General features: G+C 62.9%; 23 protein-coding genes and 1 riboswitch. Of the genes, 4 read left to right on the top strand and 19 right to left on the bottom strand.

From position 1 onward, the window contains the following. Positions 1-56: 56 nt before the first annotated feature. From K1X15_RS06230 to K1X15_RS06205, 6 genes are all read right to left on the bottom strand, one after another. The gene (locus K1X15_RS06230; protein WP_220306633.1) at positions 57-512 is read right to left on the bottom strand and encodes a MerR family transcriptional regulator; all 456 of its coding nucleotides are present in this window, start codon (positions 510-512) and stop codon (positions 57-59) included. 105 nt (positions 513-617) lie between these two features. Then, on the bottom strand, positions 618-929 hold the full coding sequence (locus tag K1X15_RS06225) for an integration host factor subunit alpha (RefSeq protein WP_198876614.1): 312 nt from the start codon (positions 927-929) through the stop codon (positions 618-620). A gap of 220 nt (positions 930-1,149) precedes the next feature. Further along, the gene (locus tag K1X15_RS06220; protein ID WP_220307454.1) at positions 1,150-2,121 is read right to left on the bottom strand and encodes a beta-ketoacyl-ACP synthase III; all 972 of its coding nucleotides are present in this window, start codon (positions 2,119-2,121) and stop codon (positions 1,150-1,152) included. A 5-nt stretch (positions 2,122-2,126) separates the two neighbouring features. Further along, complete coding sequence (gene plsX, locus K1X15_RS06215; RefSeq protein WP_220306632.1) at positions 2,127-3,197, bottom strand: phosphate acyltransferase PlsX; 1,071 nt, start codon at positions 3,195-3,197, stop codon at positions 2,127-2,129. Positions 3,198-3,280: 83 nt separating this feature from the next. After that, positions 3,281-3,832, bottom strand: coding sequence for a YceD family protein (locus K1X15_RS06210; protein WP_220306631.1), 552 nt, complete (start codon positions 3,830-3,832; stop codon positions 3,281-3,283). Continuing rightward, positions 3,829-4,386: a ubiquinol-cytochrome C chaperone family protein gene (locus tag K1X15_RS06205; RefSeq protein WP_220306630.1), complete on the bottom strand. Its 558-nt coding sequence runs from the start codon at positions 4,384-4,386 to the stop codon at positions 3,829-3,831. The genes K1X15_RS06210 and K1X15_RS06205 overlap by 4 nt, the downstream gene beginning before the upstream one ends. Positions 4,387-4,522: 136 nt before the next feature. Here K1X15_RS06205 and K1X15_RS06200 point away from each other — a divergent pair, with 136 nt between their 5' ends. After that, positions 4,523-4,960: an outer membrane protein assembly factor BamE gene (locus K1X15_RS06200; protein WP_220306629.1), complete on the top strand. Its 438-nt coding sequence runs from the start codon at positions 4,523-4,525 to the stop codon at positions 4,958-4,960. A gap of 53 nt (positions 4,961-5,013) precedes the next feature. Here the strand turns inward: K1X15_RS06200 and K1X15_RS06195 are convergent, their stop codons facing one another. From K1X15_RS06195 to K1X15_RS06155, 9 genes are all read right to left on the bottom strand, one after another. Continuing rightward, a complete protein-coding gene (locus K1X15_RS06195; RefSeq protein ID WP_220306628.1) occupies positions 5,014-6,204 on the bottom strand; it encodes an MFS transporter in 1,191 nt (396 codons plus the stop codon). Positions 6,205-6,268: 64 nt separating this feature from the next. Further along, complete coding sequence (gene nusB / locus K1X15_RS06190) at positions 6,269-6,754, bottom strand: transcription antitermination factor NusB (protein ID WP_220306627.1); 486 nt, start codon at positions 6,752-6,754, stop codon at positions 6,269-6,271. Next, positions 6,755-7,228, bottom strand: a complete 474-nt coding sequence (gene ribH, locus K1X15_RS06185) for a 6,7-dimethyl-8-ribityllumazine synthase (RefSeq protein ID WP_220306626.1) — start codon at positions 7,226-7,228, stop codon at positions 6,755-6,757. A gap of 125 nt (positions 7,229-7,353) precedes the next feature. After that, the gene (nrdR, locus tag K1X15_RS06180; protein ID WP_220306625.1) at positions 7,354-7,833 is read right to left on the bottom strand and encodes a transcriptional regulator NrdR; all 480 of its coding nucleotides are present in this window, start codon (positions 7,831-7,833) and stop codon (positions 7,354-7,356) included. Between the two features lie 18 nt (positions 7,834-7,851). After that, positions 7,852-9,150 (bottom strand): serine hydroxymethyltransferase, encoded by a 1,299-nt coding sequence (gene glyA / locus K1X15_RS06175; RefSeq protein ID WP_220306624.1) that lies wholly within the window; start codon positions 9,148-9,150, stop codon positions 7,852-7,854. A 131-nt stretch (positions 9,151-9,281) separates the two neighbouring features. Continuing rightward, positions 9,282-9,364: riboswitch (ZMP/ZTP riboswitch) on the bottom strand. Positions 9,365-9,412: 48 nt separating this feature from the next. Continuing rightward, positions 9,413-9,625: a DUF6898 family protein gene (locus K1X15_RS06170; RefSeq protein WP_220306623.1), complete on the bottom strand. Its 213-nt coding sequence runs from the start codon at positions 9,623-9,625 to the stop codon at positions 9,413-9,415. 164 nt (positions 9,626-9,789) lie between these two features. Beyond that, positions 9,790-11,040 carry a L,D-transpeptidase family protein gene (locus K1X15_RS06165; RefSeq protein ID WP_220306622.1) on the bottom strand — a complete coding sequence of 417 codons (1,251 nt, stop codon included), beginning with the start codon at positions 11,038-11,040 and terminating at the stop codon, positions 9,790-9,792. A 263-nt stretch (positions 11,041-11,303) separates the two neighbouring features. Continuing rightward, positions 11,304-11,813, bottom strand: coding sequence for a transcriptional regulator LdtR (gene ldtR / locus K1X15_RS06160; protein ID WP_220306621.1), 510 nt, complete (start codon positions 11,811-11,813; stop codon positions 11,304-11,306). A gap of 211 nt (positions 11,814-12,024) precedes the next feature. Beyond that, a complete protein-coding gene (locus tag K1X15_RS06155; protein WP_220306620.1) occupies positions 12,025-12,432 on the bottom strand; it encodes a DUF6163 family protein in 408 nt (135 codons plus the stop codon). A gap of 71 nt (positions 12,433-12,503) precedes the next feature. Here K1X15_RS06155 and hemB point away from each other — a divergent pair, with 71 nt between their 5' ends. Then, the gene (hemB, locus tag K1X15_RS06150; RefSeq protein WP_220306619.1) at positions 12,504-13,517 is read left to right on the top strand and encodes a porphobilinogen synthase; all 1,014 of its coding nucleotides are present in this window, start codon (positions 12,504-12,506) and stop codon (positions 13,515-13,517) included. Positions 13,518-13,535: 18 nt separating this feature from the next. Here the strand turns inward: hemB and K1X15_RS06145 are convergent, their stop codons facing one another. Together K1X15_RS06145 and trxC are read right to left on the bottom strand one after the other, a co-directional pair. Then, positions 13,536-14,477 (bottom strand): DMT family transporter, encoded by a 942-nt coding sequence (locus K1X15_RS06145; RefSeq protein WP_220306618.1) that lies wholly within the window; start codon positions 14,475-14,477, stop codon positions 13,536-13,538. Between the two features lie 176 nt (positions 14,478-14,653). Beyond that, positions 14,654-15,088 carry a thioredoxin TrxC gene (gene trxC / locus K1X15_RS06140; RefSeq protein ID WP_220306617.1) on the bottom strand — a complete coding sequence of 145 codons (435 nt, stop codon included), beginning with the start codon at positions 15,086-15,088 and terminating at the stop codon, positions 14,654-14,656. Positions 15,089-15,219: 131 nt separating this feature from the next. On the opposite strand from trxC, the gene K1X15_RS06135 reads away from it, so the two are divergent. Both K1X15_RS06135 and K1X15_RS06130 read left to right on the top strand, forming a co-directional pair. Continuing rightward, positions 15,220-15,738 (top strand): RDD family protein, encoded by a 519-nt coding sequence (locus K1X15_RS06135; RefSeq protein WP_220306616.1) that lies wholly within the window; start codon positions 15,220-15,222, stop codon positions 15,736-15,738. 60 nt (positions 15,739-15,798) lie between these two features. Further along, on the top strand, positions 15,799-16,530 hold the full coding sequence (locus K1X15_RS06130; protein ID WP_220306615.1) for an arginyltransferase: 732 nt from the start codon (positions 15,799-15,801) through the stop codon (positions 16,528-16,530). 4 nt (positions 16,531-16,534) lie between these two features. On the opposite strand, the gene K1X15_RS06125 is transcribed toward K1X15_RS06130, so the two are convergent. Both K1X15_RS06125 and parC read right to left on the bottom strand, forming a co-directional pair. Next, positions 16,535-16,843: a Dabb family protein gene (locus K1X15_RS06125; protein ID WP_220306614.1), complete on the bottom strand. Its 309-nt coding sequence runs from the start codon at positions 16,841-16,843 to the stop codon at positions 16,535-16,537. Between the two features lie 240 nt (positions 16,844-17,083). Continuing rightward, positions 17,084-19,384, bottom strand: a complete 2,301-nt coding sequence (gene parC / locus K1X15_RS06120; RefSeq protein WP_220306613.1) for a DNA topoisomerase IV subunit A — start codon at positions 19,382-19,384, stop codon at positions 17,084-17,086. Positions 19,385-19,415: the final 31 nt, after the last annotated feature.

Raw genomic sequence — 19,415 nt, 5'->3', positions numbered from 1 at the left:
GACAATGGAACGAATAATCGATTTCGGAGGGAAACGAAACGGAAATTCCAGACCGTTCAGTGTTCGCGCGCGCGCTCCAGAATGCGCTTGCACTCGAGCAGTTCACGCAACACGTCAGACAGCTTTTCGCGGGCTTCCGCGTCCAGCGTCGGGTTGGCGAGCATTGCCGCCTCTTCCAGTTCCGCCTCGTCGCCAGCGGCCTCGGCCTGCTCGATCAGCGGGAGTATTTCGTCGAGACCCTTGCCCTCGCCCACGGCGATGACATAGCGCGGCCCCTGGTCCTTGAGGATCTTCTGGACGCCCTTGATGGTGAAGCCCTGATCATAAAGCAGGTGGCGGATGCCGCGCAGCAGCATCACGTCTTCAGGCCGGTAATAGCGGCGGCCGCCGCCGCGCTTCAGCGGCTTGATCGTGGAGAAGCGAGTTTCCCAGAATCGCAGAACGTGCTGCGGGAGATCGAGCTCTTCGGCAGCTTCCGAGATGGTACGGAAGGCGTCTGGCGACTTGTCCAAAACGCAGGTCTCCCCGGCGTGAGCACCACAATCGATGCTCTCTCAACTCGTCTTTCCGGCTGCAGAACTGGGGCTAACCCCCGCAGCGCAAGGCTCCTAAAAGCCTTACTTTCCAGCGGAGACCATAGACTTGTTGATCTTGGACTTCAACACATTGGACGGTTTGAACACAAGAACCTGGCGCGGCAGGATCGGCACTTCCTCGCCGGTCTTGGGATTGCGGCCGATCCGCTCGTTCTTGGAGCGTACCTGGAATGAACCGAAGGAGGAGAGCTTGACGTTGGCCCCGGTCACCAGAGCGTCAGTAATAAGCTCAAGGACACGCTCAACCAGTTCCGCCGATTCGGTCCTCGAAAGGCCGACAGAGCCATAGACCGCTTCGGCCAGATCGGCCCGCGTTACCGTCTTCTGCGTCATTCGCACCCCCGTGTTGCCATGAGTCCAGTCTCCCGGCGTTCGGCAAGCCAGATGTCACCACCAATGCGCCTACCCGGCCAGAGCGGCCGAGCACTGGCTCGGGATTCCGTCCCAGATCGACGCCACCTTGCGATCTTCATGTCGCGGCTTCAGCGCCGGGCTCCTCCACCCACCAAGACACTAACGCCTTGAAACGCTTAAGGTCAATGCAGGTTGCCGCCTACCAGCGAATGAGCGAGGCGCCCCAGGTGAACCCGCCGCCCATGGCCTCGAGCATGACGAGATCACCCTGCTTGATGCGTCCGTCTGACACCGCCACGCTGAGAGCGAGAGGCACGGATGCGGCGGAGGTGTTGGCGTGCAGGTCCACGGTGGTGATGACCTTCTCCGGCGGCAGGCCGAGCTTGGCCCCTGCCCCGTCGATGATGCGCTTGTTGGCCTGGTGCGGCACGAACCAGTCGAGATCGTCCACGGTGTAGCCGGCTTGTTCGAGCGTGGCATAGACGACGTCAGTGATCTTGCCCACGGCATGGCGGAAAACCTCGGGCCCCTGCATATGCACATGGCCCGTCGTGCCGGTGGTCGAGGGGCCGCCGTCGACATAGAGTTTGTCCCAATGGCGCCCGTCGGAGCGCAGGGCCGATGTCAGGACGCCGCGCGCCGGTTCATCCGGTGCCTGGTCAACCCGCTCCATGACAACGGCACCGGCACCATCGCCGAACAGGACACAAGTGGTGCGGTCGTTCCAATCGAGCAGGCGCGAGAAGGTTTCCGCGCCGATGACCAGCACGCGGCGGGCCATGCCGTTCTTGATGTAGCTGTCTGCAGTGGCAACCGCATAGACGAAGCCGGAGCAAACCGCCTGGATATCGAAGGCGAAGCCGTGATGCATGCCCAGCTTCATCTGCACCAGCGTTGCGGCACTGGGGAAGGTGTAGTCCGGCGTGGTGGTGGCCACCACGATCATGTCGATATCTTCGATGGCGAGCCCGGCATGAGCGAGAGCCGCGCGTGACGCGGCCGTCGCGAGATCCGAAGTATATTCGCCTTCGGCAGCGATGTGGCGCTCCTTGATACCAACCCGCTGCTGGATCCATTCGTCCGAGGTGTCGACGGTCCTGGCCAACTCCTCGTTGGTGAGCACTTTTGCCGGCAGATAGCTGCCAACGCCACGGATGACGGAACGAATGATGCTGGTCACGCCGAATTTGCCTCGGTCTCGGAGGGCAGGTCGGGGTCTGCCTTGTGGATGGGGAAACGGTGCATGGTGTCGCCAATCTTGTCCATGAGGCGGCTGCGCGCCATCTCATAGGCAAGGCCGAGGGCGCTCTTGTAGCCGATTTCGTCGGTGCCGCCGTGAGACTTGATGACGATGCCGTTGAGGCCCATGAACACGCCGCCATTGACGGTGCGCGGGTCCATCTTGCGCCGCAGGGCATTGAGCGCCGAGGACGCGAAGAGCGCGCCGATCCGGCTCATCAGGGTCGCCTTGAGCGACTGGCGCAGATAGGTGGCGACCTGTCGCGCCGTACCTTCTGCAGTCTTGAGGGCAATATTGCCGACAAAGCCTTCGGTGACGACGACGTCCACCGTGCCCTTGCCGATGTCGTCGCCTTCGACGAAGCCGTGATAGGTGAACCCGGCGCCGCTGGCCTCGGTCAGGATCTTGCCGGCCTCCTTGATGGACTCGAGACCCTTGACCTCTTCGGTGCCCACATTGAGCAGCCCAACGGTGGGCGAGTCGGAATCGAACAGGGCGCGAGCGAGGGCCGAGCCGAGAATGGCGTAGTCCACCAATTGCCGTGCATCGGCGCCGATGGTGGCACCCATATCGAGCACGATGATGTCCGAGCGCAAGGTCGGCCAGATCGCAGCAATGCCGGGGCGGGAAATTCCTTCCATGGGGCGCAGGCAGAAGGTGGCCATGGCCATGAGCGCGCCGGTATTGCCACCAGAGATGGCGACATCAGCCTGCTTGTCCTTGACGGCCTGGATGGCCATCCACATGGACGAGGTGCCCTTGCCCTTACGCAGGGCCTGGCTGGGCTTTTCGTCCATGGCAATGATGGTTTCGCAGTGGCTCACTGTCGAAACGGGCTTGAGGTCCGGGAACTCGTCGAGCAGCGGCTCGATCTGGTCCTTGACCCCATGAAAGATGAAACGCGTGTTCTTGCGCTCCTTGAGGGCAAGATGTGCACCATGGATGACGGCGCGCGGGGCGTGGTCGCCGCCCATGGCATCCACGGAAATCGTTATAGAATCGGTCATTTCAGCCCGTTTTTCGGCCCGCAGGCGCAGGCAAGCAAACATATCCCATCATCGGGTCGGCGCAAGCCCCGGAGGACCGGCGCTCAGCTCTTGTCCCCGTTTCCGTCCTTGAGACGGGCCAGCTTGGCGAAGGGCCCCGGCTCTGCTTCGTCGAGCGAAACCCCAATATTATCAAGGCTTTCGCCCTCGAGACGCGGATAGGAATCCAGCGCCAGTGCCAGCGTTTCGAGCAGCAGCGCACTCAGATCGACTTCGGGGCCGTCGATATGATCGGGAAAATCGTCGCTTTCAAGGTCGACGAAGACTTCGGAGCCGGGCGTGGGCTGCTGACTGTCCCGCGGGGCGGGCAGGAACACGCGATCGATGTCTTCGGAAATGGTTTCGGCGACCGGTTCGAAGCTGACGACAGAGGACTGGGTCACTGCGGCATCGAGATGGCCCTGGGCGCGCAGGCCTCCCCGTAGCGGCACGACGGTCAGATGCGCTGAAAAGCGCTCGACGGAGAGGATTTTCATCACCTTCGCGATGGCCTCGCGCGTGGCCTCGTCGGCCTCCACCGACACGGAGCGGCCGGCGGCCGGCAATTTGTCGATCCGCACCACGGCGTCGAAGATAGGCTCCTTGCGCTGGCTCATGCCGCCACCTCGAAGCGGATCTGGCCAGCGGTGATCGATTCGACCGACTGGGTCGCCAACTCGGCGTCGCGAGAGCGGACATAGTCGGCCAGAGCCAGCAATCGAGTGGTGTCTTCGCCTTCGAAGATGTTGCGGGCGAGGACGCCGGCCAGAGCCTCGACATCATCGCGGTCCAAGGCTTCGTTCAGTGCAGCGAGCAGGCCGAAAAAGATGTTGCCCATCTTCTGGATCTTCTTGGGCACGCCCAGATCGGTGACGCCCATCTCGCGCAGCGAACGGTCCATATCCTTGAAGAAGAGATCGAAGACGGATTGGCTGAACGCCTTGGCGCTTTCCGGGCCGTGGCGGAGTCGGCGGAACAGCAGCGCCATGTGCAGGCTGATCATGTCAAAGCGCCCGGTCACCGTGTCGGGGACCCCGTACTGGGTATAGAGAACTGGCTGCCGGGATTGCGCCACAATGGAATTATAGACGGCGTAAACCGCGTCCGAGGCAGTCTTCTTGCGAAACAGTGACAGGATCATGGGATTGCGCTCGTCGTCGGTATCGGTCAAACACGGGACAGTAGCGGGTGCCGGCCCATTGCCAGCTTGCCAGACCGCCAAGTTGACAGCTACACAGTCCGGCAGCCTAAGGGCACGCGCCCAAGTGTCACGCCTATAGTCGAGAGCCATCGGGAAAGTCAAATTCATGCCCCTGCGTATTGCAAAAGCCTCCGTTGCCGCAGCCGTCCTGGCCGTCGCGCTCGCCGGCTGCACCAGCAGCACGTCGCTGATTTCCAAGCGCACGCAAGGCTATGAAATTCCCGACTCGGCACTGCAGCAGATCCGGCCCGGCCAGAGCCAGCAATTGGTGACGCTGGTACTGGGCTCGCCGCAGTCCACCAATACCTTCGGCGACCGCACGGCGTGGTATTATGTCGAGACCAAGGTCAACCAGACTGCCTTTGGGGTGACCATGGTGGAAAGCCGTACGGTGCTGGCGATCTATTTCGACCGCAACAAGAAGGTGATCGAGCGTGCGGTCTATGCGCTGCAGGATGGCAAGGCGATCAACATCGAGACGCGCCGCACCCCGTCCTTCGGCGAGGACGCAACGTTTATCGACGCGATCCTGTCCTCGTTCTGAGGCAGAAACCGAAGCGAACACTCAAAGCCCCGGTCCGCCGGGGCTTTTCTGTTTCAGGCGCGGGCCTGCCGCCAGGCGCCCAGCCCCAGAAGCAGGATTGCCACGCCCGCCACGGGAATGGCCAGAAGGTTGATCGCCTCCCAGCCCACCAGCTGCAGAAGCAGCCCCGAGCCCAATGAGGCCAGTGCGCTGGCACCAAAGACCACCTGCTCATTAACGGCCTGAACGCGTCCGGCCTCCTGCGGACGATAGCTGCTGGCGAGCATCGCGGTGCCGCCAATGAAACCGAAGTTCCAGCCCACCCCCAGCAGCACCAGGGTCACGGTGAAATGTGCCACGCTGGTGCCGTTGAGCGCGATCATGGCGCAGGTCATGATCAACAGCAGCCCGATCGCGGTCACCAGATGCGCGCCGATCCGCTTGATGATGGCACCGGTGACGAAGCTGGGCGCGAACATCGCAACGACGTGCCACTGAATGGCGCCGGCAGCCTCGGTCGGCGAGTGGCCGCACAGATGCACCATGGCCAGCGGCGCCGCGACCATGATCAGGGTCATCAGGGCATAGGCCAGCGCGGCTCCCATCATCGGGAGCAGTACCTCGGGCAGGCGCAGCAGGACCGACAGGGGGCGACCAGCATCCGCCGTGCCGGAGGCTTGAACGACCGGCGCCAGACGCGTGGCCGAGAGAATCAGCACCGACAGTGACGAGATCACGGCGATGACCATGAAACTCGCCGCATATTCGGCGCCGGGGACCCAGGTGCGGGTTATGGCGCTCAGTTGAGGCCCGAAAAAGCCGGCCGCAACGCCGCCAAACAGGACCCAGGAAATGGCCTGACTCTTGAATTGCGGCGCCACGCTGTCGGCCGCGGCGAAGCGGACCTGCTGCATGAATGCGCCGGAGACACCGACAAGGAACAGGCCGGCCGCAAACAGGTAGAACTGGCCGAGTATGACCGCGAGACTGGCCAGGACCGAGGCCGGGATACCGATCGCCGCGCCCAGCATCAGGCCCCGTGTCCTCCCCAGGCGGTAGATGAGCATGGTGGCGGTGGAGGTCGTCAGCGCAAGGCCCACGATCATGGCGGTGACCGGCAGGGTCGCGGCCGACGGGTCGGGCGCGAAGTTCACGGCGGCCAAGGCCGCCACGGACATGATGATGGAGGAATTCGACCCAGCAAGCGCCTGCGTTGCGGAGAGCAAACCGATATTGCGGATGGACTGGCTGCGGCTGTCGGGCATTTCCGACTCCCTTGGAGGAGCCGGGAAGGTGCGCCTCGCCGCGCACGCCGTCAATGATGTTGGATCAGGCCAGGTCGGCTCCCGCCGAACGGGCAATGGAGTCCAGCGCGGCATTGACCAGGCCGGTGGCATCGTCCTCGTAGAAGGCGCGCGCCACATCGACATATTCGGAGATCACGACGCGGGCCGGAATGTCCTTGCGACGAAGCAGTTCGAAAGCGGCCGCGCGCAGAATGGCCCGCAGAGTGGCATCGACGCGTTCGATCGGCCAGCCCTCGGCCAGCGCCTTGTCGACCGAGGGATCGACCTCGAGCTGGTGACGGGTGACCCCGGTCACGATCTGCCGGAAGAAATCAGCGTCGGCGGGGAGATATTGCTCACCCTCGACTTCGCGCCCAAGGTGAAAGGCACCGAACTGGGCCAGCGTGTCTTCCAGCGTCGCCCGGCCAATATCCATCTGGTAGAGGGCCTGCACGGCAGCAAGACGGGCAGCGCCGCGCTGGTTGGCGGGGCGCGCGGCGCCGGGATCACGTTTGGGATGGTCGGTCATCTAGTTATTCAGTTTCGCTTTCACGTCGGACAGGGCGAGCGCGGCACGCGCCGCATCCCCGCCCCTGTCCTGGTCATTTACATGGGCCCGTATCCAGGCCTGAGCTTCGTTTTCTACCGTCAGGATGCCGATGCCAAGAGGCAATGCGTCAACGACCGCCAGTTCGGCAAGCGCGCGAATGCTTTCATTGGCAACCGACACATAGTGGTTGGTCTGCCCGCGGATGACGCAGCCCAGGGCGACATAGCCGTCGAAGCGTCCGGTTTCAATCGCCATTGCCATGGCCACGGGCACTTCCATGGCGCTGGGCACCGCGATCACCTCGTGGCTCGCCCCGGCCTTCTCCAGTGCCGCGATGGCGCCGCGCTTCATCTCGTCGGCGATATCGGGATAGGCCCGCCCCTCCACGATCAGGAAACTCAACCCCCTGCCCGCATTTTCGGGCAATGGGAACCGCACACCATAGGAGTCCATGAGCTACCTCCCTCCGTTCGCGCCGATAATTCGACGCGCGCAGATCATAGCGCAACATGGCCTTGCCCGGCAGCGCAGCCTGAAACCGGTGTGAACGAAAGCTTCACAGTGCGCGGCGCAGGCGGTCAATCCTGATCGTCTCGCAGCACCGTCTTGTGCTCCGCCAATTCCGCAAGGAACGAGCGGAAGTCATCGGCCGCAGAGAAGTTCTTGTAAACACTGGCAAATCGGACAAAGGCCACGTCATCAAGACCCTTCAGGCCCTCCATGACATATTCGCCGATCTGGTCGGAGGTCACTTCGACTTCGCCGAGGCTCTCGAGCTGGCGCACGATGCCGGAGATCATGCGTTCAACGCGCTCGGGCTCGACCGAGCGCTTGCGCAATGCGGTATTGACCGAACGAGCCAGCTTCTCGCGGTCGAACGGCACTTTACGGCCAGTCTTCTTGACCACTGTGAGATCGCGCAGCTGGACGCGCTCGAAAGTGGTGAAACGCCCGCCACAGGCATTGCAGACGCGACGGCGGCGGATGGCGCCCGAATCCTCGGTCGGGCGGCTATCCTTCACCTGGGTATCGTCATTGCCACAATAGGGGCAGCGCATGGCGGGCCTTCTGGTTGGTCAGTTGTAGATGGGGAAACGATCGGTGAGCGTTTTAACCTTCTCGCGCACCTGAGCTTCGATGGCGCCATTGTTATCGTCGCCATTGGCCTTGAGGCCGTCGAGAACCTCGATGATCAGCTCGCCCACTGTCTGGAACTCGGCCTCGGCAAAGCCGCGCGACGTGGCGGCCGGAGTACCCAGGCGCACACCGGAGGTGATGGCGGGCTTTTCCGGATCGAAGGGCACCGCATTCTTGTTGCAGGTGATGTGCGCGCGTTCGAGCGCCTTCTCAGTTGCCTTGCCGGTCAGACCCTTGGGCCGGAGATCGACCAGCATGAGGTGATTGTCTGTGCCGCCCGAGACGATGTCCACGCCGCCCTTGACGAGCGTTTCCGCCAGGACCTTGGCATTGGCCACGACCTGACGGGCATAGGATTTGAACTCCGGCGAGAGCGCTTCCTTGAAGGCCACTGCCTTGGCGGCGATGACATGCATCAGCGGGCCACCCTGGATGCCAGGGAAGATCGCGGAGTTGATCTTCTTGGCGATGTCCTCGTCATTGGTGAGGATCAGGCCGCCGCGCGGGCCGCGCAGGGTCTTGTGGGTCGTGGTGCTGGCGACATGGGCGTGGGGGAACGGGCTGGGATAGACCCCACCCGCGACCAGGCCGGCGACGTGGGCCATGTCCACGAACAGGATTGCACCAACCTCGTCGGCAATGGCGCGGAACTCGGCCCAGTCCATGACGCGCGAATAGGCCGAGAAGCCAGCCACGATCATCTTGGGCTGGTGCTCGCGGGCGAGCTGGCGAACCTGGTCCATGTCAACGCGGCCATCCTGCTTGCGCAGGCCATATTGAATGGCATTGAACCATTTGCCCGACTGGTTGGGCTTGGCACCATGTGTCAGGTGGCCACCAGCGTCCAGCGACATGCCCAGGATGGTATCGCCGGGCTGGATCAGCGCCTGATAGACGCCCTGATTGGCCTGCGAGCCGGAATTGGGCTGCACATTGGCGAAGCTGACGCCAAACAGCTGCTTGGCGCGCTCGATAGCCAGCGTCTCGGCGACGTCCACATACTGGCAGCCGCCGTAGTATCGCTTGCCGGGATAGCCTTCGGCATATTTGTTGGTCAGCACCGAGCCCTGCGCTTCCAGCACGGCACGCGAGACGATGTTTTCCGAAGCGATCAACTCGATTTCGTGCTGCTGGCGTCCCAGCTCGTTCTGGATGGCCTGCGCCAGCTCCGGATCGGTTTCAGCAACTGAATTGGTGAAGAAGTGCGGAAAAAGCGGCAGTGAGGTGGCAGCGCTCATCGGACGGTTACCTCGCAAGGGATCGTGTGTGTCGGCGTGGCGGTGGCTTTATCACGGCGCAAGCCGCGATTCCAAGGCTCGGAATGGAGTGGTGTCTGGGATTGCAGGCGCATGGGGCTCCCCTGATTGCGGATGGGTGCCCAGGCGAGCGGCAGGACATGGTTCGCGTTCCCCGGTGGTTCCCCACCTTTTCTCGCCAGTCGCGCGAACGGGCCTGTTATGGCGCAGAATGGTGCTGAGGGAAAGGGGGAAGCGCTCCGCCTCAGGCAAACTTGCCCCGCGTCGGCGCGGGAGCGGGCCGATCCTGTTCCAGCTTGCGCTTGAGCTTGGCTAGCGCGACCCGCTGCATCTGCAGCTTTGTCGCGTTGAGCGGGGTAATCACCACAACTTCGATGCCGGTCGCCTCGTCAACGGCGGCAACCCGCATCTGCTGGCCGATCTGTACAAATTCGAACAGGACCTCGCCGTTGCTCATTGCGACGCACCTCCGAATGTCAGCATAGCGGAGTCGCGCAGAATGAAAAACGGGGCCCCTGCCCCGCAGGAACCCCGTATCAGACGTGACGTCACCCGAGCATGACCCTCATCGGCCTGCTGGCGTGAGGGGCTCCAGCGGGGCGACCTTGCCTATCTCCGGCTTCAGGTGAAGCTGACCTTGCCCTCTTCGTCGAACTTGTAGACGTCGTCGCGGAAGCTGACCGTGCCCTGGCGATTGGCCCAGGCCGTGATGTAGGTCGTGTGGATCGGCATCTGCGAGGAGAGGTTCACGTCGAGGCGTTCGAGCGAGTCGAAGGTGCTGTCCACGCGGGTCTGGTCCCAGTCGCCATTGTCGCGCAGCAGCCAGGCCACCAGTTCGTTGACACCATCGACACGCACACATCCAGACGAGTGGAAGCGCGCATTTTCGCCAAACAGCGCCTTGGATGGGGTGTCGTGCAGGTAGACGTCGTAGGGATTGAAGAAATTGATCTTGCAATGCCCCATGGAGTTTTCGGCGCCCGGCTCCTGGCGATACATGTAGTTTACCTGGGCATCCGTGATATTGGCCCAATCAATGGTCGCCGGATCGATGGTGTTGCCGCTGCCGTCGTAGATGAAGATGTTCTGCTTGGCCAGATATTGCGGATCTTCCAGCATGTACTTGGTCAGGTCCTGGCGGACCAGGGACTTGGGCACATGCCAATAGGGGTTGAAATTGACCTGGTGGATCTTGCTGGCCAGGATCGGCGTGGCGCGCTCGACCCGGCCGACCACCGCGGTGTGGCGTTGCTCGACCATGCCGCCGCCCACCGCTTCGATGGTCGCGGCGGGAATATTGACCACCACGTAGCGCTCGGACAGGTTCGGAGCCATGTTCTGGACGCGGGTGTAATTGAGGTAGAGCTGCTGCAGGCGTGTGGCGGCGGGCACGTTCAGGGCGTACCAGGTCGCTTCATCGATCCAGCCGTTGACGATCAGCCCGTGGCGGGCCTGGAAGACGCGCACGGCGCGATCGGTATCGGCGTCGAACATGTCACTGGCGAACTCGACCAGCGGCATGTCGCCGGAGGATATGAGACGACGCTTGAGCTGCACCACCGCCGGATCGGACTTGCCCAGATTGAGCTTGAACGCCCGCTGCGGGATTTCCTCCCAGCCGCCAGCGGCGACGAAGGGTTCATATTGCGAGATGGCGAGCTGCAGGTTGTGCAGCGTGTCGAAGGACAGGATCGGCTCATTGGTGGCGATGGTCGCCGCGGCCGCCGCCGTGTTGCTGTTGGGATCGGCCTCATTGATGATGCGGCTGCGCTGCATCATGTCGAACACAGAATCCTGCGCCCAGGCCGGTACCGCAGCCGAGGCGCCGGCAAGTGCCATGGACCGGATAAAATTACGTCGCGTCAGCCGCATTCAACCACCTTAGAATTCGCCCGCCATTTTGCCTTGGCGACTAGCGTGCCCCGGGGTGCTTCGCAACGTCTGTCAACGTCTTGTGAACCCGGCGGAGCCCTAGCCATGCCAGCAAATGGTTTCCAACCAGGTAATCTGGGCTGCATGTGCTTTGCGGCACAAATAAGAAACGCCGGCCTCGCGGCCGGCGTCTTCCAGGCAGTTGTGGCATGGAGGCAACACATGCCGCCATCTGCCGATTGTTTTGTCCTGCGCGAGGACGACTAGAGTTTGTACAGGATCTGATCGACCCAGAAGCGTTCGAGACGGGCGAGAGCCTTGTTGAGGCCGTCGAATTCCTCGTCGCCCAGGCCGCCGACCTTGTCGATCGACTTCAGGTGGCGGTCATAGAGTTCGTCGATGACTTCGGCCACCTCCTCACCCTTGGGTGTCAGCTTGATGCGAACCGAACGGCGATCGGTACGCGAGCGTTCCTGGAAGATGTAGCCGGTCTCGACCAGCTTCTTGAGATTGTACGAGACGTTCGAGCCGAGATAGTAGCCGCGGGAGCGCAGTTCGCCGGCGGTCAGTTCAGCATCGCCGATATTGAACATGAGCAGCGCCTGGACGGGGTTGATGTCGTCCCAGCCCATACGGTCGAATTCGTCCTTGATCAGGTCGAGCAGGCGGCGATGCAGACGTTCGACACGTGCAACGGCCTCCAGATAAAGGGGCTTGAGACCTTCACTACGTTCCGGGGTAAGCGCCTCGGCCGCGTTCGACTTGATTGCCATTTGTGCCTCACTGTTTATCCAACGTGCGATTTTTCGCATCTCATGAGGCCAAACTACGGCTGCCCAACTAAGATCGCCCTAAGCCATACGCTTAAAACTATCTTACTGGAATGCAATGAGAATTTGGCTTAATGGCGCCTTACTGCAGGTGAGAAACTTGTAACCATTCCCGAGCGTTAACAGCGCCCGGGCTGTGCCGCCAGACCAATCGTCAGTCGGCCTGGGCGCGGGTGAAGCGCAGGCTGAGGGCAAAGATAAGGACGATGGCGGCCAACAGGACCAGCCGGACACCAAAACCGAACACGCTCATCCGGATGTCGGGATTGCCAGATAGGTAGAGCGCCAGTTCCAGCGTCGTCGCCCCCACCAGCAGCACGGCTCCCCAGCTCGCCTTGATCCACAAACCCACCGCCGCAAACAGTCGGGCAAGGCAGAACGCCGCAAGGAAGGTGAAGGAGGTGAAGCCCATCGCGGTGATCGGGCTGGTCGCCCCCAGATTGACACCCAACAGGCGCGCGGCATCGCTCAACCCAAGGATCAGCGCCAGAATGGCAACGATCCGCACATAGAGCGACAAATTGGGAGCCTGGAACAGCATGGCCGTGTGATAGCGCGGCAAGGGGCCTGCGACAAGCAGTGGCTTGGAGGCCGGTCCCGTCGCTGTTAACTAGAACTCACAAGGAGAGCACCATGACCCAGAACTGGCCTCGGCACGACATGTCCTTCCTCGGCGGGCGCCGGTTGCGCCGCCTGCGCCAAGCGGAATGGAGCCGGGCCATGGTGCGCGAGACCGAACTCTTGCCGCGCGACCTGATCTGGCCGCTCTTCGTCATCGAGGGACAGAACGAGAAGACGCAGATCAAGACCATGCCGGGGGTGGAACGGCTCTCGATCGACCTGATGGTCGAGGCGGCACGCCAAGCGCGCGATGCCGGCATTCCGGCGCTGGCAATCTTTCCCAATACGCCCGATCATCTGCGATCGGAGAGCGCGAGCGAGGCCTACAACCCGGATAATCTGATGTGCCGGGCGCTGAGCGCGATCAAATCGGCGGTGCCCGAGATCGGGCTGATCGCCGATGTGGCGCTGGACGAATATTCCAGCGACGGCCAGGACGGGCTGGTGCGGGACGGCGAAATCCTCAACGACGAGACGGTGGAGGTCATGGTCCGATCAGCTCTCGTCCAGGCCAGTTCAGGCGCCGACATCATCGCCCCGTCGGACATGATGGATGGGCGCGTGGCAGCCATTCGAGCGGCGCTCGATGCGGGGGGCTTCGAGCATGTGCAGATCATGTCCTATGCGGCAAAATACGCCTCCTGCTTCTACGGTCCGTTCCGCGAGGCAGTCGGCTCCGGGAGCCGGTTGAAGGGCGACAAGCGCACCTACCAGATGGACTACGCCAATTCGGACGAAGCCCTGCGTGAGATCGAGCAGGACATTGCCGAAGGCGCTGACAGCGTCATGATCAAGCCCGGCCTGCCCTATCTCGACGTGGTGCGCCGGGCGGCGGACACGTTCAACGTGCCGATCTACGCCTATCAGGTGAGCGGGGAATACGCGATGATCGAGATGGCGGGCGCCGCCGGGGCGATCAATCGCGACGCAGCCGTGCTGGAAAGCCTCTGGGCCTTCAAGCGGGCTGGCGCCGATGGCGTGCTCACATACTATGCCCTGGAAATGGCCCGCAAGCTGGGTGGCTGAGCCTGTTGCGGTGAGCGCCTAGCCCGCCCGTTCCGTGGTCCCGGCTTCGGCAATCAGCTGAGCCGGGCGCTTGCCCCGCCGCGGCCGCACGGCGCTGACAATGCCGGCCATCGCCACCAGCCCCATGCCCGCGAGGGCCGGAGGCTCGGGCGCATGGCCGAAAACCAGCCAGCCCAGCGTCCCGGCCCAGACCAGATGCATATAGGTCATCGGCGCCACCAGCGCGGCCGGCGCATAGCGATAAGACTGGGTGAAGAGATAGTGCCCCAGCCAGGCCGACACCCCAAGCCCGATGAACAGCACGACCTGCATCGGTGTCGGCGCCACGCCATGCAGGGTCCAAGGCAGAAAGATGCCGAAACCGATGGCGCCGACCAAGGCCGAATAGAACAGCATTGCCATGGTCCGCTCGGTATGGGCCAGCACCCGCGAGAGCAGGTTGTAAGCTGTGGCAACGACCACATTGCCCAGTACGAAGACGACCCCTAAAGGGTCGAGCCCACCGCCCGGCCGGGCGATCAGCAAGACGCCAGCAAAGCCGACAAGAGCCGCAACCCAGGCAGCGGGGCCAACCTTCTCCTTGAGCAGCGGTCCTGAGAGCAGAACCACCAGCACCGGGCCGAGATAGACAATGGCCGTGGTTTCGGCCACCGGCATGCGCTGCAGTGCCAGGCTGACCAGGAAAGAGCCCAGCGCAAGGCTGGCAGCCCGCACCAACACCAGGCCTGTGCGCTGCGTCCGCACCATTTCGCGGCCATGTATCGGGGCGACGATGGCCAGCATCAGCAGGCAATGGCCGATATAGCGGATGGCCGCCACCATGGGCACATTGTACTCGGTGATGAGCAGCTTGTTGGTGGTGTCATTGTAGGCGAACAGCAAGGTGGCGCCCAGAATGAGGACGAGACCACGCAGAGGCTGATGCGTCAGCGGCGCGGACGAAGAGGCGGGTGCAGGCATGACCAGGAATCCGACGGGTCACCTTGGCGGAAACGCTAGCCGGCGACTCGAATAATGCGAGACCTCCAGACTAGCGCCCTTCGCGCGTTCTGCCCAGCAGCGGCAACGCATCAGGTCGCGGCGCCGGGCGCAAAAACGCCCGCACCGGCATGCCCGCGTCCCCTAAGCTTCCGCGATCAGCTCTTGCAGAGGTTGCCCGACACCCATTGCACGATCTGGCTGGCGGGCATGGCGCCGGAGGTGCGGGCCTTTTCCTTGCCATCGGCATAGAGGATCATGGTGGGGATGCCGCGAATACCAAGGCGCGCGGACAGGGCCTGGTTCTCGTCCGAGTTGAGCTTGGTGAAGCGGACGCGCGGCTCCAGCACGTCGGCGGCCTTCTCGAATTCGGGCGCCATCATGCGGCAGGGCCCGCACCAGGGTGCCCAGACATCGACGAGCACCGGAACGTCTGACCGCGCGATCTGCCGTTCGAGGGCCTCAGAGGCGAGATCGGCCGGCTCGCCAGCAAACAGCGGCTCACCGCATTTCCCGCACTTGGCGGCCAGCGCGTCGCGTTCGGCATCGACACGATTGATGGCATTGCAGTGGGTACAAACGATATTGCTCATGATCCTGTGTGGCCTCGAAACTGTCCTTTCGCAGATATATTAGACACGCCTAATATCTTCAAGTCCACGATTGTGGCTTTTCTGGCCGCCGCCTCTTGCAAGCCGGTACGGCCATGACAATCTGTTGATCCATGACACAGGATTTTGCTGCACGCCCCGCCCTTCCAGACCCTGCCACGGCCCCGGAACTGTTCGACGGGCTGCTGACGCGACGGGCCACGGCCTATCTCGTCGACGTGGTGCTGATGAGCGTGATCGTGTTCGCGATCACGCTGGTCGGGGCGATATTAGGGTTCTTCACCTTCGGGCTGGCCTGGGTGTCGCTGGTCTTCGCGGTTCCGGCCGCCATTATCCTCTACTACGCGGCCACGCTGGGCTCCCCGCGCCGGGCGACCGTGGGCATGCAGATGATGGATATCGTGCTGACGCCGACGCGCGGCCAACCGCTCGACGGTTGGATGGCGGTGCTGCACGCGCTGGTGTTCTGGATCACCATCTGGATCTGCTGGCCGGTGACGCTGCTGTTCGCGCTGTTCACGCCGCGCCGGCAGATGATCCACGACCTGATCATGGGCACGCTGATGGTGCGCCGCTCGCCGATGCTGCGCCACTGGCAGCGCATGCGCATGGCGGATCAATACGACGTTTGAGGCGTTGAAGCGGAGTGCGGCCAGGGTTACACTGGCCGTCTCTGCATTAGCGGGTCTTGAATGACCGACCAGACGCCCGAAACCACGCAACTCTTCCTGACCGCCGCCCTGCCCTGCCCCTACCTGCCGGGCAAGATGGAGCGCAAGCTGTTCACGCATCTCAGCGGCCGACGGGCGTCCATGCTGCACCAGTTGCTGAGCGATAACGGATTCCGCCGCAGCCAGAACCTGATTTACCGGCCCGCCTGCGAGGGCTGCAATTCCTGCCAGTCGGTCCGTATCGTGGCGGGCGAGTTCGCGCCCAACAAACGCTTCCGTCGCGTCCGGCGTGACAATGGCGATATCGGCGTGACCGTGCAGCCCACCGTGGCGACCCTGGAGCAATACGAGCTGTTCAAGCGCTACCTGGATGCGCGCCACGCGGGTGGTGGCATGACGCAGATGAGCTACCAGGACTATGAGTACATGGTCGAGGATACGCCGGTCCAATCGATCCTTGTCGAGTATCGCCTACAGGACCTGCCCGACCAGCCCCTGGTGGCAGTGGCGCTGACCGATGTGATGCCAGACGGGCTTTCCATGGTCTATTCGTTCTACGATCCCGATTTGGCGCATCGGAGCCTGGGGACCTTCCTCATTCTCGACCATATCGAGCAGGTGCGTTCGGCTGCCCTCAGCTATGTCTATCTCGGCTATTGGGTGAAGGACTCGCCCAAGATGGCCTATAAGGGCGACTATCGCCCCCTTGAGGTGCAGCGCGGCTCGCTGGGCTGGACGCGGCTGGAAGACTAGCGGCTCACACCACGATATCGAAGACGACGAGACCGTCGCGACCGCCCTCAAGCGCCGCGACCAGGCGGCCGCCTGCGGCCTTGTGGGCGGGATGCACCAGATAGGCGTCGCGGGCCGCTTCGTCGACAAAGTCGATGCTGAAACCCTCGGTGAAACCTTGATGCAGCCCTTCCGGGGAGACATTGGGACCATAGCTCATGCCCAGGAAGCCTGGGACAAGTTCACGCAGAGATTCAAGTTCACCGTAGATGGCGGACTTTTCTGCGGCAGTGATCTCGGGACGGAAGCGGACGAGAACGATGTGGCGGATCATTTTGTTGAGTCTTTCGAGCCGGTTAGGCGTGGTGTTTCAGATGTTGAGTCCGTCTTAGGGGCCCCTCACGGGCGTTCCGGCCGCCCCTCGGATCACGCCCGAGGGCAAGCTCTTTTCCCCAAAGGGAGAGATAAGGGACTGCGTTCGCCGAAGCGTCGTCCGGCCCTACGCGCCTAGCGCTCCGGGCGTTCCTCGCTAAAATCGGTCCACCGGACCGATTTTCCGCTGCGCGAACGCTCGTCACCCCCTGAACTTGTTGTTGCGCGGGAAGCCGGTCGGCGGTTGGCGACCGGCAGTGGCGCGGTCGCCAGCCCAGTCGACCAGTTCCTCGGTGGGCTTGGAATAGGTGCGCCCCGACGAGTCCGTCCAGGTGAGACCGTCGGCGGCGTAGAAGGTCTTGATGTCCGATATGCCGCCGTCCTTGTAGCGCTGCAGGCGGACGCCCTTGCCGCGGCTCATGGAGGCGAGCTGGCTCAGCGGGAAGACAAGGAGCTTGCGGTTCTGGCCGATGACGGCGACGCGATCGCCCTCGCAGGGCACGATCAGCCGCGCCTCGTCGGGCAGCGAGACATTGAGGATCTGCTTGCCCTTGCGGGTGTTGGCGATCAGGTCGTCCTCGTTGACGATGAAGCCATAGCCGACCGAGGAGGCGATGATGCGCTGCTTGCCTGGGCGATAAACGAAGAGGTCGACAATGTCCTGCCCCTCCTCGATATCGACCATGATGCGCACCGGCTCGCCCTGGCCGCGGCCACCGGGCAGCTTGTCGGCGCCCAGCGTATAGACCTTGCCACCGGTGGTGAGCATCAGGAGCTTGTCGGTCGTCTCGCAGTTGAAGGCAAGCTTGAGGCGATCGCCGGTCTTGAAACCCTTTTCGTCCGTCGGGGCATTGTGCCCCTTGGGCGCGCGGATCCAGCCCTTTTCCGACAGGATCACCGTGATCGGCTCGCGCTCGATGAAGGCCTCGGTGATTTCGGCGGCATCGGCTGTCGGGGTGTCCCCGAAAATGGTGCGACGGGCGCCAAGTGCATGGGGCGTCACGCCGTCTGCCTCGAAAAGCGGATAGGCTTTCTTCAGCGCCTCGACCTGCTTGGCGATTTCACCCCATTGGCGCTTGTCCGAGGCCAGAAGCGCTTCGAGCCTGCCCTTCTCCTCGGTGAGGGTCTTGTGCTCCTGCCGGAGCTCAATTTCCTCGAGCTTGCGCAGGGACCGCAGGCGCATGTTGAGGATAGCCTCGGCCTGGTTGTCGGTCAGGTTGAAGGCGGCGATCAGGCTCGCCTTGGCATCGTCCTCCTCGCGGATGATGCGGATCACCTCGTCGAGGTTGAGATAGGCGATGATATAGCCTTCGAGCACTTCGAGGCGGTTGGCGATCTGCTCCAGCCGGTGCTGGGAGCGGCGCATCAGCACCACCTTGCGGTGGTCGAGCCAGGCGCGCAGCGTATCGGCCAGGCTCATGACCTTGGGGGTCGTGCCGTGATCGAGGACGTTGAGATTGAGACTGAAGCGTACTTCGAGCTCGGTGAGCTTGAAGAGCTGCTCCATGAGAATGACGGCATCGACGGTGCCGGCGCGCGGCTCGAGCACGAGCCGAATGTCGTCGGCGCTCTCGTCGCGCACGTCCTTGAGGAGCGGCAGCTTCTTGGCCAGCAACAGTTCAGCGATCTTTTCCACGAGGCGCGATTTCTGCACGCCATAGGGGATCTTGGTGACGACGATCTGATAGACGCCCCTGCCCTTTTCCTCCTTTTCCCAGATGGCGCGGTGGCGGAAGGCGCCACGGCCGGTCTCGTAGGACTGGACGATGGAAGAGCGGCTCTCGACGAGCTGGCCGCCGGTGGGGAAGTCGGGCCCGCGAACCAGGTCGTCCATGCTGGGCGGAGCCGAGAGGTCCTGGTGGATCAGCTCTTCGGTGGTGGCATCGGGATGATGGATGAGCTTGAGCGCGGCGTTGCAGAGCTCGACCAGATTGTGCGGGGGCACCGAGGTCGCCATGCCCACGGCAATGCCGGTTGAGCCGTTGGCGAGCAGATTGGGGAAATTGGACGGGAGCACCATGGGCTCCTCGTCCTCGCCGTCATAGGTCGGCTTGAAGTCGATGGCATTCTCGGTGATGCCTTCGAGCAGACGCGTGGCCACATCGGTCATGCGGCTTTCGGTGTAGCGCATGGCCGCCGGGCTATCGCCGTCGATATTGCCGAAATTTCCCTGGCCATCGACCAGCGGGTAGCGCAGGGCAAAATCCTGCGCCAGGCGCACCAGCGCGTCATAGATCGACTGGTCGCCATGGGGGTGAAACTTACCGATCACGTCGCCGACGATGCGGGCGGACTTCTTGTAGCCCTGGTTGGGATCGAGCCGCAGCAGGCGCATGGCATGAAGGATGCGGCGATGCACGGGCTTGAGCCCGTCACGCGCGTCCGGCAGGGCACGCTGGGTGATGGTGGAGAGGGCGTAGCTCAGATACCGCTCTTCAAGCGCCTGCTTGAGATCGACGATGCGCTGGTCATCGGGGGGCGGAAGGGTATCGGCGTCGGACATGCTTTGCTCAGTTCAGGAGAACGAATCAGGA

This window comes from Devosia salina, from assembly GCF_019504385.1.
Lineage (GTDB): Bacteria > Pseudomonadota > Alphaproteobacteria > Rhizobiales > Devosiaceae > Devosia > Devosia salina.
The sequence above is the reverse complement of the archived record's forward strand: the minus strand, read 5'-3'. Positions and strand labels throughout refer to the sequence as shown.